Source organism: Pseudaquidulcibacter saccharophilus, from assembly GCF_019455445.1.
Lineage (GTDB): Bacteria > Pseudomonadota > Alphaproteobacteria > Caulobacterales > Aquidulcibacteraceae > Pseudaquidulcibacter > Pseudaquidulcibacter saccharophilus.
In genome coordinates, this window is sequence record NZ_JAHWUS010000003.1 from 508,607 (window position 1) to 523,513 (window position 14,907).

Genomic DNA, 14,907 nt, shown 5'->3' on the forward strand with positions numbered 1-14,907 from the left:
TCCCCTAATGAAATTGTTTTGTGGAATAAGGATAAAAATCCTTAACATCTGTCTCTACCCATAAATTAATACCTTTGTCTATTGTTTTCGTTTGTATTAGCGGCATATTTTTACAATCAAGAAATTTTTTTATTTCTTCAAAACTTGAAAAGTTTGATAATAAAGACAAATTTGCCATTGTTGGGAAAAGAGCATTAATTACACCGGTTTCAATATTTTGGAGTGCCGTTGCCGGTTTTTGCCATAAAAAATCGGTTATTTCTTTTTTATCTGGAATAATTTCCGCATTTTGTGCAATCTCGGCCAAGTAAAACCATGTTAAATAACGTTTTTGCGCATATTCAGGCGGAACCCATATGGCAATGGGCGTTAATAAATCTAATGCCGGCTTAAAATCATTATCTTTCATGAAATTATTGAAATATATAGGCGTTTCTATGATTTTCTTTCGTTCAGGATGTTGGTTGAAATTATCGCCGATAAGGGTTTGATTTTTATCGCGTGCCAATAGATAGCCGGTTTCTTCAAAGGTTTCACGAATTGCCGCCATTTTTGCAATGTCATCAAGATTTGGGTTTTGCGGCAATAATTCACAATCATTAAGGTCGTGTTTGCCACCGGGAAACACATATGCGCCACCCGCAAATTTAATTTTTTCATGGCGTTTTACAAGCAAAACCTCGAGGGCTTCATTATTACGCCTTATCGGGATTATAGTTGATGCCCTGTTTAATTTCGCAAAAATACCAAGCGATGTGTCATCAATAATTTGTTTTTTGGGGTGTTGCATAAAATTAAACCGGAAAACATGTTTCCGGTTTAATTTGCAGATATTCTTATTTTTTGACAAGTGCCAAGCACTTATGTTTATGCGCTTAGGCGGATATTGTCTTGACCGCTATCATCATCTTTTTTGCGTGGTCGTTTGGCCATCATCAAAATTTTATCTAGTGCCGCAACCGCGCGGTCAGTAACGGTTTCAGTGATTTCAACATCCAAATATAGATGCCCCGGTTTACGATCGCGGGTTTGTGGCAAACCACGACCCTCAACCTTTAAGCGGGCGCCATCTGGTGTGTTTTCAGGTAGTTTGACTTTGTAACGGCCCGTTGGGGTGTCAATTTCAGCATAACCACCGCTCTTAGCCTGATTATTTGAAATTCTAAGAATGGATGAAATATCACCACCTTCGGCACGGAAACCATCTTCTTCACGAATGTTTATAACACAGGCAACAGTTTTGCCGCCAATTGAAGTAATAATGCGATCGCCTTTTCTTGCACCCGCTGGAACTTTGATATTTGCTTTTCCAAGTGGGCAAGAGCCTTTAACAATCCCGCCTTTTGCAGCAATATAAATTGAAACAGGAAGGTCAATTTCAATCATTCTGCTAGAACGCAAAGGGTGTTCAAGGTGTCTATCAGCGGTAGCCGCAGCACCAGTTAGAATGCGATACGCATTTTCCGCTGCCGCAAATCTTTCACGCGCTTCCGGTGAAGGATTAATGTCTGGGTGACAGGTTTTAACAATGGCACGGAATGCTCTCTTTGCAGAGGATGCATCTGAACCGGGGCTAATGCCAAGAATCTCATATGGTGAAGTCATACAACCTTTATCGCGAAACATGGTTATCAAGTGGTAAACAAGGAATTTAAAAATAGTTAAAATACATAATTTTATGATAAAATTTTTATGACTTTGAAATTGTCACTTTTGTTTTGGATATATAGTTATATAAAGAAGGCATGACTGATAAAGCGATACCACATTCACCAACTAATGATGACTATCAATTTAATGCACCGTCTGATGCAAACTTAATTGATGAAAACACTTTGCCTTTGGATATTTTTGCCCATTGGTTCGCGGAGGCCAAGGCAAAAGAAATAAATGATCCAAATGCATTTTGTTTATCGACCGTTGATGAAGATGGTATGCCAGATTCGCGTATGGTTTTATTAAAAGACTATGATGAAAACGGTTATGTTTTTTATACCAATTTCCATAGCTCAAAGGGGCAACAAATCCTTGCAAGCAAAAAGGCATCTATTTGTTTTCACTGGAAAAGCCTAAGACGCCAAGTTCGCATTCGTGGCATTGTTGAAGTAGTTAGTGATGAAGAGGCGGACGAATATTTTGCAACTCGTGCCCGTCAATCGCAAATCGGTGCATGGGCATCAAAACAGTCGGAAACCATGGATGGTTTAGGTGAATTGTTAAAAAATGTTGCCGAGTACGGTGTGAAATTTAACATTGGCAAAGTTGCGCGCCCACCATATTGGTCAGGTTTGAGAATTGTTCCGCTACGCATCGAATTTTGGCGTGACCGCGCATTCAGATTGCATGAGCGTGTTGAGTATTCACGCAAGAACCCAAGCGATAATTGGTCAGTGAGACGTCAATTTCCATAACATGAATTGTGATTCATGTATGGATTATAATCAAAAAGTCGTATATGCTTTTGCATACAAGTTAGTCTATTGTGCATGACGGACTAATTCTACTAAACAAAATAGAACTAAAAATGAAAAGGGGATAATATATGCTCGGGTTAATGCAGGAATGGCCTTTAACCGTTGATAAAATTTTCGATCATGCGAAAATTAACCATCCAAATCGTGAAATTATTACGCGCTCTGTTGAGGGGCCGATTGTTACCACAAATTATGGTCAATGTTACGATAGGGCAAAAAAGCTTTCAAATTGGTTGTTGCGTCAAGGTGTTACAATTGGTGACCGCGTCGCATCATTAGCGTGGAATACTGCAAATCACCTTGAATGTTGGTACGGCACCATGGGGATTGGTGCAATTTTGCACACGTTAAACCCACGTCTTTTTGCCGACCAATTAATCTATATCATTAACCACGCAGAAGACGAATTTATCTTCACTGATTTAACCTTTATCCCAGTTCTTGAGAGCCTTGCAAAGCACGTCCCAACGGTTCGTGGTTATGTCGTTCTTACCGACAAGGCAAATATGCCAAATACCACATTGCCAAATGTGTATTGCTATGAAGAAATCCTTGAAGAGCAGGACACAGATGTAAAATGGGGCGGCTTTGATGAGCGTACAGCCGCTGGCCTTTGCTATACTTCTGGTACAACTGGCAACCCAAAAGGTGTAATGTATTCACACCGTTCAAACATCCTTCACTCATTAATGTCGATGCAAAAAGATGTTTTGGGCTTTGGCTGTGATGACGTGGTGATGCCTGTGGTTCCAATGTTCCACGCCAATGCTTGGGGGCTTGCGCTTTCTTGCCCTGCGGCGGGCGCGAAAATGATTATGCCTGGTTCAAAAATGGACGGGCAGTCTATTTATGAAATGCTTGAAACTTATGGTGTTACAGTTACCGCTGCTGTGCCGACTGTTTGGTTGATGCTTCTGCAATTCCTTGAAGCAACTGATAGCAAGCTAACCTCATTGCGTAGTGTTGCGGTGGGTGGTGCTGCACTTCCGGAACGTATTTTGAAGGCGTTTGAAGATAAGTACGGCGTTGAAACCAAGCAAGTTTGGGGTATGACCGAAACTTCACCACTTGGTACGGCATGTTCATTAACCCCAGAGGTTCGCGCATTGCCACCAGAAGAGCAACGTAAAATCAAACTTAAAGCAGGTCGTACACCATTTGGTGTTGAGCTTAAGGTTCTTCGTGAAGGGCAAGAGGCACCACGCGATGGCAAAACATTTGGTAACCTTATGGTTCGTGGCTTTGCTGTATGCTCTGCTTATTATAAGGGTGAGGGCGGTGGCGTCCTTGATAAAGACGGATTCTTTGATACTGGTGACGTGGCAACCATTGACGAATATGGTTACATGCAAATTACTGACCGTTCTAAAGATGTTATCAAATCTGGTGGCGAATGGATTTCAACCATCGATATTGAAAATATTGCCGTGGGCGTTGACGGTGTTGCTGTTGCGGCTGTTATTGGTTCATACCACCCTAAATGGGATGAAAGACCGCTTTTGGTTATTGAAACTAAACCAGATGTGGAAGTTCTAAAAGAAGATGTTTATAAATATCTTGAAGGCAAAATCGCAAAATGGTGGACGCCGGATGATGTTGTATTTGTTGAAAAAATCCCACTTGGTGCAACTGGTAAATTAAACAAACTTGCACTTCGTGAAATGTTTAAAGATTATGTTTTGCCAACTGCGGTTGAAGTTAAAGCTTAATCAAACCAAATATTTTTAACCAAACCCAAATCAATCAGGCGCAGTAAATGCGCCTGAATGTTTTTTCGGGCAGCGGAATGAAGTGCAGGATTAAGTTCGGGATAGATTGCCAATAAAATCTCATCCAGCCCAACAAGACCATTTTCAATACATCTTATTATCTGTTCGTCACGTTCAAGGCGATGATTTATAAGCGCGTTTATATAATCATTTGGTTGGACAATTGGCGCGCCATGGGTTGGGTATAAAATATCAAACTTTAAATCGGCAATCTTTTGCAAATTTTTCATATAAAGCGTCATGTTACCATCGGGCGGTAAAACCACGGTTGATGACCAACCCATAATATGATCCCCACAAAACAGTGCATTCTGCGCGGCAAATTCAAAGCAGAAATGGCTCGCACTATGACCGGGGGTATATATTGCCTTTAGCTTGATTTCGTTGTTTTCGATTATGTCGCCATCATTAAGTTCGATATCGGCAATAAAACCGTGCATATCCTCGCCAATGTCGTCTAATGCATCGCTAAAATCGGGTTTATGCCCATATATTTTTGCATCACAATATTTTTGTAATTCATAAGACAATGGGTAATGGTCGGCATGTGAATGAGTTACTAAAATATGGGTTATAACCTTGCCTTTGGCAAATTTTAATAATGCCTCAAGATGGTTTTTATCTTTTGGGCCGGCGTCAATTATTATAATTTCTTTATTGCCAATCACATAAGTGCCCGTTCCCTTAAAAGTAATAGGTGAGGGATTGTTTGCAATTATACGCGTAATTTGGGGGGCAAGCTGATCAGGTTTGCCATATTCAAAATCAAGTGAATGATTAAAATTTAATTTTGTAGCCATACGTCTTGATAAAATTATTTTATTTCTTATTTCAAGAGAAAGTTTTGCAAAAACGATTTTAATATTATAATATTCAAATGAAAATTATGGGGTCGCAATTGGGCGGTAATTGGTATTTAGGCGATGAAGAAAACTCTGTTAACAACGGACAGAAGACGATTGCCGTTGCCACCAAGCCTGTTCCAAAAACCAAAAGACCCTCTAAATATAAGGTGCTTTTGCTGAATGATGACTACACACCTATGGAGTTTGTAGTTTATGTCCTTGAGCAGTTTTTTAACAAAAGCATCGAAGACGCCACACGAATTATGCTGATGGTACACCAAACCGGTGTAGGTGTCTGCGGTATTTATACATATGAAATAGCAGAGACAAAAGTTGCACAAGTTTTGGAACTTGCACAAAGAAATGAGCATCCATTACAGTGCATTATGGAAAAAGAATAGAAAACAACTTTTGTCTCACTTGAAACTTTCAAAATTTCTTCCTTAATTTATAGTTGACGGCTGTGCTGTGAAATACGATAGTTTCCAACATGTCGCCGATTCAAATCAATGGGTCACAGAAAGGGAAACAACATGCCAGCATTCTCCCAAAATCTTGAACAAACTCTTGAACGCGCGATTACACTTGCCAATGAGCGCAAGCACGAGTTTGCGACCCTTGAACATTTGTTACTTGCATTGCTTGATGATGACGATGCCAAAGAGGTTCTTAATGCTTGCGGTGCGGAATTTGAACGTCTGCGCTCCGACCTTGTAAGCTATATTGATCACCAATTAAAGGACATCATTACTGATAAGGGTATAAGTGCGCGTGCGACGGCTGGCTTCCAGCGGGTTATTCAACGTGCTGTTTCGCATGTTGATTCATCTGGTTCAAAAAAACGTGTAACAGGTGCAAATGTATTGGTTGCACTTTTCTCTGAGCGGGAATCAAACGCCGTTTATTTCCTTCAGGAGCAAGATATTACGCGCTATGATGTCGTAAATTATATTTCGCATGGCATTGCTAAAAAACCTGGTCTTTCAACCGAAAAACGTATCAGCGGTGCGAATGAAGATAATGAAGATGATTATTCAAAAGACGAAGAAACCGTAAAAGAGCGCCCGCAAACCGATGCTTTGGCTGCTTATTGCGTGGATTTGAATGAAAAGGCGATGGCCGGCGGGGTTGATCCGCTAATTGGCCGTGAGGCAGAGGTTGAGCGTGTTATTCAGGTCTTATGCCGTCGTTCAAAAAATAACCCGCTTTTGGTTGGCGACCCTGGGGTTGGTAAAACCGCAATTGCCGAAGGCTTGGCGCGTAAAATTGTTGAAGGTAATGTGCCGCAAGTATTGCTAGATGCCACTATATTCTCGCTTGATATGGGTGCGCTTTTGGCGGGAACACGTTATCGCGGTGATTTTGAAGAACGCCTGAAACAAGTTTTAAAAGAGCTTGGAACTGTTGAACATGCGGTTTTATTCATTGACGAAATTCACACAATAATTGGTGCGGGTGCAACATCTGGCGGGGCGATGGATGCCTCTAACCTTTTGAAACCGGCTTTGCAAAATGGTTCGCTTCGTTGCATGGGGTCAACCACATTCAAAGAATACAAACAGCATTTTGAAAAAGACCGTGCTTTGGCGCGACGCTTCCAAAAAATTGATGTTAATGAGCCATCTGTTGAAGACACTATCCGCATTCTTATGGGGCTTAAATCAGCATATGAAACACACCATAATTTACGCTATACTAGCGATGCGATTAAGGCAGCGGTTGAATTATCCAATCGTTATATTGGTGACCGTAAACTTCCAGATAAGGCGATTGACGTAATTGATGAGGCAGGGGCCGCACAACGCCTATTGCCAGAATCAAGACGTAAAAAACAAATTGGCGTAAAAGAAATTGAGGCGGTGGTTGCGAAAATTGCCCGCATCCCTGCCAAAGCGGTTTCTAAAGACGATTTAGAAGCTCTAAGAACTTTGAATTCCGATTTGAACCGTGCGGTTTTTGGGCAAGAAGATGCATTAGAGGCATTGTCATCGGCCGTGAAATTGGCACGTGCTGGACTGCGTGATTTGCGCAAGCCAATTGGATCATACTTATTTGCCGGCCCAACCGGCGTTGGTAAGACCGAGGCGGCAAAACAACTTGCGGCAACTTTGGGCGTTGAAATGATACGTTTTGACATGTCCGAATATATGGAGCGTCATACAGTATCACGTTTAATTGGCGCCCCGCCAGGATATGTTGGCTTTGACCAAGGTGGTCTTTTGACCGATGCGATTGACCAACACCCTCATTGCGTATTGTTGCTTGATGAGATTGAAAAGGCGCATCCAGATTTGTTCGCAATTTTGCTTCAGGTTATGGATAACGGTGCATTGACCGATTCAAACGGTAAAAAGGTCGATTTCTGTAATGTTATTATCATCATGACCACCAATGCAGGCTCTGCGGATGCGGCGCGTGAATCTATTGGTTTTGGTCGTGGCAAAAGAGAAGGTGAGGAGGATGAGGCAATTAAACGTATGTTTAGCCCTGAATTCCGTAACCGTCTTGATTCAGTAATTCACTTTAATCCGCTGAAACCTGAAATTGTTGGCAATATCGTTGATAAATTCATTGTACAAATGGAGGCACAACTTTCAGAGCGTCAGGTTGAAATCGAACTTACCGACAAGGCACGCGCATGGTTATCTGAGCGCGGCTATGACGAAGCAATGGGCGCAAGACCATTGGCAAGACTTATTCAAGAAAAGGTCAAAAAACCGCTTTCCGAAGAATTGCTATTTGGTCAATTGCGAAATGGCGGCTTGGTTCGTATCGATGTTGATGACAAAGATAAGGAACAATTGGCATTCTATTTCGAGCCTGTGTTACCCAAAGCCCCGCAGCGTGTTAAAAATGCCAAAGCATAATAAAAAAGCCCTTCGTAAGAAGGGCTTTTGTTTTATAAAGCAGCTTTAATTTTTTCAGCCAGTACTTTTAATTCATCTTTATCCGCCGGTTCAAATTGCCCGTGTCCTTTTAGCGGAACACCTTCTGAACGTGGAACAATATGGAAATGAAGGTGGAAAACCGATTGACCACCCGCAGCGCCAGAAAATTGGAACATTGAAATACCTTCTGGGGTCAGTGCTTTTTGAACCGCATTGGTAATTTTTTGAACCCGTTCCATTAAGGCGCCAAGTTGTTCAGTTGGATAATCAAGGAAGTTACGTGCCTTTGCTTTTGGGATTACCAAAACGTGACCCGGCGCTTGCGGGAAGGCGTCCATAATCGCAATTGCGATGTCATCTTCATAGACCTTAAAGCAAGGAATTTTGCCATCTATAATTTGTGCAAAAATATTATTGTCGTCATATTCACCAAATAAACCCATATCAACCATGCTGTTCCCCATTGAATTTATCCCTCTATAATATGAAAAAAATCTTTGTCATCTTTAAATGCGCATTAAAAGCGAATGTTTCCATTATTAGGTGCATATTTGACTTGCAAATAATAATATTTACAGATTTATAGCCTTTTGAGATTTATTGTTTAATAGTATAATAAAGCGCAATTTTTTAGAGCATCTGTATAATGAACTTTGATGATGATTCAGTCGAACCCAAAATAAAAAATAGACTTGGGTTAGGTATGGAGATTCCTGTAACAGATGGTGAAAATGTTCCTTCGCGCACCGGTGACAGCCTAACAGTCCCTGAAGAAAAACCGAAATCATACATATTTGATACTACCGAAGAAGAAGTTGCCGGAAAAAAAGTAAAACGCCGTCGTCGTAAAAAGCAAAACAGCAATATTATGCTTTATTCAATCGTGGTGGCGATTATCTGGATTATCGCGGCGGTTTTGGTAATTAATCAAACCAATCCTTCGATTACAAATTCTACTGAATTAGCGGCACTTATTGTAACTTTAATTGGCCCTGCGGCGTTTGCTGTGCTTGCTGGCTTGATGGGCGATATATTGGTGCGTTCAAATAATAATGCCCGTATGCTTGCCAATACCACACGCCGCCTGTTGCAGCCAGAAGAGGGTTTGGCAGGAAGCGCACGTTCGGCGATTCTTTCAATCCGAAGTGAGATTGAAAAACTAGACGATACTTTGGGTTCGGTTTCCAATCGTTTGGGCAGCCTTGAAAATTCAATAAGCGATAAAACTCAAAGCCTTAAACAAGTTTCTGAAGATGCAAAAACCGGTGCGTTTGCCCTTGTTGATACAATGGAAAATGAGCGTAAGCGCCTTAATAATTTGCTTGAAGGAATTGCAGAACTAACCCGTACGGCACAGGTAACAACCAAAAGCGCTGCCTTGGGGTTGGATGAAAAGGCGCAATTACTTGTTGAAGCCGCACAAGCACTTGCACGTAATTCTGATGAGGCAACCCAATCGGCACAAATTGCGGCCGATAAGCTTGATAATGCAGTTTCAAAGGCGATGGGGGCAATTTCAAACCTTGATGAGGCATCGCAACGCGGTGAGGAAGCGCTTAGTAAGGCACATGATTTGATGGTTATGGCGCGCCTTAAAACCGATGATGCGGTTGATGGTGTGTCTAGTGCTGCAAGCTCTCTTAATGACGCGGCGGAAAATATTTCAACGACTGCGTCAAAAGTTAATGATATTCTTGCTATTAATGCCAATACCGCCCGCGATTATAGCGTTTCAACAATTGATGAGGTGAGGGCAATTGCCGAAGAAACAGCGCGCAAAATCGCACTTGCCTTAAAGACAGAAGCGCAAAAAGCCCGCGAAGTTGCCGACCAAAGCATGGCTGCTTTGGAAAATACCACTGGTTCAATCCATTCACTTGCGGAACAGGCAAGCAAGGCAATTGCCGAACAGCTTGAAAATAATTCACGCCACGTTGAAAATCTTAAACAGCATAGTTTTGAGATGAATAAAGAGGCGGATCAATTTGTTGAAAACCGTCTGATAAATGCCAAAAGCCTAATTAATCAGTCGGCAAATATTTTAAATGAAACCGGCACACAAATTGAAGAACGTTTTAGTAATGTTGCCAAGGCATGTGCTGATCAGGCGCAATCAGTTGAAAACATAATTGATAATCTTAATCAAAAACTTGCAAAACTACCAGAGCAGGCAAAAGAGCGCGCCGATGCCGTTGAAAATGCATTATCGGATACACTCAATCGCCTTAATGAAACTGGCAGACGTGCCGCCGAAGAAACACAGGCACTCGATGCCGCCTTCCAAGAGCGCCTAAAACAATCTTATTCTGCATTGGGTGAGGTTGTGCAACGTCTTGGTGGTCTTTCAGGGGTAATTGCGCCACCAGATGTTGGGACATCGGTAGAAACTGCACCAATCCAGCAATTACCGCCTAAAAAAGAAACCGTTGAAAAGAAGCCAGAAGATACCAAGCCAAAATTTGGTCACATCTTGTCGCCACAAACGCCAATAAGATCAACGCCAGTTACACACTCTGCCGATGAAGTTAAGGTGCCCGCGGAGGAGACAAGCAAGTTAAACCTTCGGGGACGTGAATTTTTTGAAGATATTGATAATCAGCTTGGGGAAGAAAACCAAGTTGAAGCTAAAAAACCGCTAGTTTTAAAGGTTGATAGTAATCCATCTGAAAAAACTGTGAAGCGCGACAATCCATTTGAAGGTATCAATTTGCGTGATGGTGCAGATGCACCGAAATCAGATTGGAATTGGTCAGATATTTTTTCGGCGATTGACGATAAAAATGGTCATGCCCCAACTAATGTCGCTGACTTAATTGCCGATAAGACATTAAACAGAAATATTAATTATGCGGAAATAGAACAAATTTCCCAAATTTATTCGCGTGAACGCAGCAAAGCAATTATACAGGTCAAAGTATCTTTAAAAGAAAATGTTTCAATATTATCATCATACATTGGCGCGCAAAGTGAACTTCGTTCCAAAGTAATTAAATATGTTGAAGAAAACCGCGAAAAAGCAATGCGCGGAAGATTGAATAATAATGAAACCGCGTTCTTTTTGATTGCAGAAGCCGTTTTAAACTAGTCCGCGTTATTTTCACGAACCCATTTCATAACATCAACTGCAAGCATTTGCGTGGCTTGTTCAAGACCGTTTGCGGCCTGAATAGGCTTGCCCTTTATTGCGGGTGCAGTTGCACTAAATGTTTTTGCGGCAATTGGCGAACGAGTGCTTACATCAATAATTCTAACAGATGCATCAATTCGTGCGGTTCCGGCCTTGCCCCATTTTGGCATTGTAACTTCATAACGTGATACATCAATTGCAAGTTCATAATTTGCCCGCACCGTTGTATTGCCACGCGTTGTTGCCAAAAAGGCATTCGCTTTTTCAAATGTAGAAATGAAAATATTTTGAATTGCAACCGGCGTCGGTGATGCCAGTCTTAAACCTTCAATATAGGCATAAGAGCCATCATTCATTAAAACTACAACTGAGCTTCCAGAAAGTGCCGATGGCATTTCAGGCGTATCAACCGCCACAGAATAGGGCGCGGCTGTTTCAAATACTTCCCCTTTATAATCACCCAACATAGGGGCAACCATTGATGGCTTACCAGGCTTTGGTAATAATGAAATGCAACCGCCCAATGGCAAAAGCGCAAGGCCAATAATACCCAATCCAATTTTCTTGGTGATTTTATTGCGGTTGAAATATGAAATATTGAATATCATTATTTTTTCCATTTAACGCTATTGCTTGGTGCTTTTGATAAGAAACCATTCGGGCTATCACTAACTTCGTCCAAGGTGCGGTTTAGATTATCAGAAGCAGATTTTACTGATTGTGCCGCCGCATTCATGCTTGGTAGGGTATCATATGTGCCCATTGTAAAGAACTTATCAACTGAAATGGTGGCGGCGTTGAAGTTATTGACCGCCGCATCAAGATTTTCAGTTGATTTGTGAATATTCTTTGCGCTGGCATTGATTTCAACAAGTGCTGAATCTGCGCGCTGTATAGTTTTGTCGGTAGATTTTGATAGATTGTTTAAATTTACGACCAAATCATTGGAATTATTCAACAAGGTTCCGGTTTGAGTAGTAAGATTTTTTCCAAGCTCATTATAAGTATTTGCCATTTGCGGCACTGCCTGCATTGATTTTGCAAGCACCTTAACTTCTTGCCCTGCCTGATCAATTGAACGTGCCGCTTGGGTCGCGCTGTCAAGTAATTGACCATTACCTGCAAGGCGTGCGGTTGATGTATCAAGGTTTTTTAAAGTTTCTGAGAAGCTTTTTAAGTTCTTATCATTAAGCAGACGGTTAAGGCGAACAACTGTTTCAAGGGCATTATCCAGAACGCCTTCACCACCTTCTAAGAAACGATCAAGTTGCCCTGGTCGTGATGCGATTAATGGGCGCTCTTGCCCTTTTAGGCGTACAAGAGGGGGGGAGTTTTCACCACCTGCGAGAATTTGAATATATGAAAGACCAGTTATGCCTGATGGCTCTAATTGTGCCACTGAATCGGTTTTTACAGGTGTTTCAGAGGTTATACGAATGCGGGCAATAACATTACTTGGGTTGGTTTTATCAAGGCTTAGTTTTGAAACCTCACCAACTTTGATACCGTTAAAACGAACTTCAGAGCCGATTTCAAGCCCACGGACAGGGCCACGGAAGCTAACGTCATATTCGCCATATTGCTGATCAAAACCGGTATTGGCAATCCAAACGGTGAATATCGCAGCCAAAACTAACGATAAAATCGTAAACGCACCAATAAGAACAAAGTTTGCCTTCGTCTCCATAAAAAGACCTTTATAATTTAGCCCTTAAAGCCAATTTAAGCCAATGCAGCCCTGCCACGTGGTCCGGAGAAATATTCTTCTACCCAACCTTTGGCATTGCCGCGAACATAATCTAAAGTACCAATCGCGGAAACCTTTTTATCAGAAAGAACCGCGATTCTATCACAGGCATCACGTAATGTATCTAAATCATGTGTGATTAGGAATACAGTTAAATTTAAGGATGCCTGTAATTCATTCAATAATGAATCGAAATTGCCAGCAGTGATGGGGTCAAGCCCTGCTGTTGGCTCATCAAGAAATAATATTTCGGGGTCAAGCGCCAATGCGCGTGCCAATGCAGCGCGCTTTCGCATACCGCCAGAAAGTTCAGAAGGTAATTTTTCTGCCGAATCAAGGTTTAAACCAGCCATCATTATTTTTAATTCAGCCAGCTCAAGAATTAATTCTTCGGACAATTTAGTATGTTCACGTAATGGAATCATAACATTTTCAATGACCGTAAGGTTAGAAAATAGCGCGCCATCTTGAAACATTATGCCCCATTTTTGCGGTAATCTTTGCTTGGCATTTGCATCATTCCAAACATCAATGCCGGCAACCCGAACCATGCCTTCGGTGGGTTTGTTTAAGCCTATGATTGTGCGCAATAATACCGATTTGCCCGCACCAGATCCGCCGACAAGACCGATTGTTTCACCACGCATCACATCTAAATCAAGATTTTCGTGAATGCATTTCGTTCCGAAGCAATTTTTAATCCCCCTAAGGCAGATGACTTTCTGCTCATCGGGGATATCAAGAATTGGGGTAATGGCGTTATCGTACTTCATACATCAAGCTCATTATAAATCATGGCGAATATTGCATCGACAACAATTACCATAAATATGGCTTGTACAACCGCAGCAGTGGTGTTTTTGCCAAGTGAAATAACATCATTCTCAACCATCATGCCTTGGCGGCATCCAATAATTGCAATGATGAAGGCAAATACAGGCGCCTTAACCATGCCGACCCAAAAATGAGTAATTCCAACCTCTTGTAGGCGAGACATGAACATTGTCGGGCTTAGGCCAAGCGAGAAAATAGCAACCAATGCACCACCAGCAAGACCTGAAAAAATTGCGAATAAAACCAATATTGGCGTCATTACCAAAAGTGCAATAACACGCGGAATTACGAGCATTTCCATTGGGTTTATGCCCATCGTTTCCATCGCGTCAATTTCTTGTGTCATTTTCATTGAGCCAATCTGCGCCGTAAATGCCGAATCTGATCGCCCTGCAAGGATAATTGCGGTGATTAAAACTGCAAATTCGCGCAAGACGGAAACGCCGAGCAAATCAACGGTAAAAATTGTTGCCCCGAAATTATTAAGGGTCTGGGCACCCATAAAAGAAATCACTGCGCCAATGAAGAATGTAAGGACGCAAACAATAGGAATTGCGTTAAGACCGGCGCTTTCGGCAATTGCGAAAGTTGGTGTCCAACGAATATGCCCTGGGTTTAATACGGCCTTCCAAAAGCATAAAATTGTATGCCCCATAAAGTTTAGCGAGCTTATAAGTTCGTTATAAAACCGTTTCCATGTATCGTAAACTTTTTTGCCGAATAGGGCGATGCCAGTATAACGAACCGTATCAAAAGTATAATCCCAATGATAAGAGTTTATTTTATTGAACAAGTTCAACAAATCTTCGTTTTGGCATATTATTTTTGCTTCACGTTCATGGTTTTTTGCAGTTTCAAGGATTTTTGAAATCAAAAATGCGCCAGATGTATCGATGTTTCCACATTTGTTTAAATCAATAATAATCTTATCAACATTTGATGCGGCGATGATTTCTGATTCAAGTTGTGCAATTTCATCTTCAACATTTGCAATTGAATTCTTGTTCCAATCACCTTTAATAAGATAAATTATTGAGTTTTCGGCCTGTTTATATAGGATTTTGGGCAAATCATCGTTGCGTGCTTTATCTGATTGAATATCAGCCTCTATTTGCGCTTGTGCATCCGCATTCATACTAATTGCCTTATTACAACCTATTAGATGCCCAAAATATAAAATAAAAGCAATATACAACGGCATTTAATTTTTGTTACGTATAAAT

Annotated in this window: 13 protein-coding genes; 5 read left to right on the top strand and 8 right to left on the bottom strand. The window is 41.4% G+C overall.

The window, feature by feature from the left end; all coding sequences use genetic code 11:
* Positions 1-4 precede the first annotated feature (4 nt).
* Positions 5-790 (bottom strand): NUDIX hydrolase, encoded by a 786-nt coding sequence (locus KXV15_RS10970; RefSeq protein WP_240008226.1) that lies wholly within the window; start codon positions 788-790, stop codon positions 5-7.
* Positions 791-867: 77 nt separating this feature from the next.
* Positions 868-1,605: a DnaJ C-terminal domain-containing protein gene (locus KXV15_RS10975; RefSeq protein ID WP_240008227.1), complete on the bottom strand. Its 738-nt coding sequence runs from the start codon at positions 1,603-1,605 to the stop codon at positions 868-870.
* A 140-nt stretch (positions 1,606-1,745) separates the two neighbouring features.
* Here KXV15_RS10975 and pdxH point away from each other — a divergent pair, with 140 nt between their 5' ends.
* Together pdxH and KXV15_RS10985 are read left to right on the top strand one after the other, a co-directional pair.
* Entirely contained in the window at positions 1,746-2,411 is a 666-nt protein-coding gene (gene pdxH / locus KXV15_RS10980) for a pyridoxamine 5'-phosphate oxidase (protein WP_240008228.1), read from the top strand.
* A 131-nt stretch (positions 2,412-2,542) separates the two neighbouring features.
* Positions 2,543-4,183, top strand: coding sequence for a long-chain-fatty-acid--CoA ligase (locus KXV15_RS10985; protein ID WP_240008229.1), 1,641 nt, complete (start codon positions 2,543-2,545; stop codon positions 4,181-4,183).
* On the opposite strand, the gene KXV15_RS10990 is transcribed toward KXV15_RS10985, so the two are convergent.
* Entirely contained in the window at positions 4,180-5,043 is an 864-nt protein-coding gene (locus KXV15_RS10990) for an MBL fold metallo-hydrolase (protein ID WP_240008230.1), read from the bottom strand. The genes KXV15_RS10985 and KXV15_RS10990 overlap by 4 nt on opposite strands.
* Before the next feature lie 86 nt (positions 5,044-5,129).
* Between KXV15_RS10990 and clpS the strand changes: the two genes are divergently transcribed.
* Together clpS and clpA are read left to right on the top strand one after the other, a co-directional pair.
* Positions 5,130-5,489: an ATP-dependent Clp protease adapter ClpS gene (gene clpS / locus KXV15_RS10995; RefSeq protein ID WP_420830585.1), complete on the top strand. Its 360-nt coding sequence runs from the start codon at positions 5,130-5,132 to the stop codon at positions 5,487-5,489.
* A gap of 132 nt (positions 5,490-5,621) precedes the next feature.
* Complete coding sequence (gene clpA / locus KXV15_RS11000) at positions 5,622-7,955, top strand: ATP-dependent Clp protease ATP-binding subunit ClpA (RefSeq protein ID WP_240008232.1); 2,334 nt, start codon at positions 5,622-5,624, stop codon at positions 7,953-7,955.
* Positions 7,956-7,987: 32 nt separating this feature from the next.
* Here clpA and KXV15_RS11005 read toward each other — a convergent pair whose 3' ends face one another.
* Positions 7,988-8,419, bottom strand: coding sequence for an HIT family protein (locus KXV15_RS11005; protein WP_240008328.1), 432 nt, complete (start codon positions 8,417-8,419; stop codon positions 7,988-7,990).
* 203 nt (positions 8,420-8,622) lie between these two features.
* Between KXV15_RS11005 and KXV15_RS11010 the strand changes: the two genes are divergently transcribed.
* Positions 8,623-11,061, top strand: coding sequence for a hypothetical protein (locus tag KXV15_RS11010; protein ID WP_240008233.1), 2,439 nt, complete (start codon positions 8,623-8,625; stop codon positions 11,059-11,061).
* Here KXV15_RS11010 and KXV15_RS11015 read toward each other — a convergent pair.
* From KXV15_RS11015 to KXV15_RS11030, 4 genes are read right to left on the bottom strand one after another with little or no spacing between them, the layout of a single operon-like run.
* Positions 11,058-11,711, bottom strand: a complete 654-nt coding sequence (locus KXV15_RS11015) for an ABC-type transport auxiliary lipoprotein family protein (RefSeq protein WP_240008234.1) — start codon at positions 11,709-11,711, stop codon at positions 11,058-11,060. The two genes, KXV15_RS11010 and KXV15_RS11015, sit on opposite strands and share 4 nt — an antisense overlap.
* A complete protein-coding gene (locus KXV15_RS11020) occupies positions 11,711-12,790 on the bottom strand; it encodes an MlaD family protein (RefSeq protein ID WP_240008235.1) in 1,080 nt (359 codons plus the stop codon). Before KXV15_RS11020 ends, KXV15_RS11015 begins: the two co-directional genes overlap by 1 nt.
* Before the next feature lie 35 nt (positions 12,791-12,825).
* Positions 12,826-13,623, bottom strand: coding sequence for an ABC transporter ATP-binding protein (locus KXV15_RS11025; protein WP_240008236.1), 798 nt, complete (start codon positions 13,621-13,623; stop codon positions 12,826-12,828).
* The gene (locus tag KXV15_RS11030) at positions 13,620-14,819 is read right to left on the bottom strand and encodes an MlaE family ABC transporter permease (RefSeq protein ID WP_240008237.1); all 1,200 of its coding nucleotides are present in this window, start codon (positions 14,817-14,819) and stop codon (positions 13,620-13,622) included. Before KXV15_RS11030 ends, KXV15_RS11025 begins: the two co-directional genes overlap by 4 nt.
* Positions 14,820-14,907: the final 88 nt, after the last annotated feature.

Coding starts and splice junctions, on each gene's coding strand:
- KXV15_RS10970 (WP_240008226.1), bottom strand. CDS start 790: ATGCAACACCCCAAAAAACAAATTATTGATGACACATCGCTTGGTATT.
- KXV15_RS10975 (WP_240008227.1), bottom strand. CDS start 1,605: ATGACTTCACCATATGAGATTCTTGGCATTAGCCCCGGTTCAGATGCA.
- pdxH (WP_240008228.1), top strand. CDS start 1,746: ATGACTGATAAAGCGATACCACATTCACCAACTAATGATGACTATCAA.
- KXV15_RS10985 (WP_240008229.1), top strand. CDS start 2,543: ATGCTCGGGTTAATGCAGGAATGGCCTTTAACCGTTGATAAAATTTTC.
- KXV15_RS10990 (WP_240008230.1), bottom strand. CDS start 5,043: ATGGCTACAAAATTAAATTTTAATCATTCACTTGATTTTGAATATGGC.
- clpS (WP_420830585.1), top strand. CDS start 5,130: ATGGGGTCGCAATTGGGCGGTAATTGGTATTTAGGCGATGAAGAAAAC.
- clpA (WP_240008232.1), top strand. CDS start 5,622: ATGCCAGCATTCTCCCAAAATCTTGAACAAACTCTTGAACGCGCGATT.
- KXV15_RS11005 (WP_240008328.1), bottom strand. CDS start 8,419: ATGGGTTTATTTGGTGAATATGACGACAATAATATTTTTGCACAAATT.
- KXV15_RS11010 (WP_240008233.1), top strand. CDS start 8,623: ATGAACTTTGATGATGATTCAGTCGAACCCAAAATAAAAAATAGACTT.
- KXV15_RS11015 (WP_240008234.1), bottom strand. CDS start 11,711: ATGATATTCAATATTTCATATTTCAACCGCAATAAAATCACCAAGAAA.
- KXV15_RS11020 (WP_240008235.1), bottom strand. CDS start 12,790: ATGGAGACGAAGGCAAACTTTGTTCTTATTGGTGCGTTTACGATTTTA.
- KXV15_RS11025 (WP_240008236.1), bottom strand. CDS start 13,623: ATGAAGTACGATAACGCCATTACCCCAATTCTTGATATCCCCGATGAG.
- KXV15_RS11030 (WP_240008237.1), bottom strand. CDS start 14,819: ATGAATGCGGATGCACAAGCGCAAATAGAGGCTGATATTCAATCAGAT.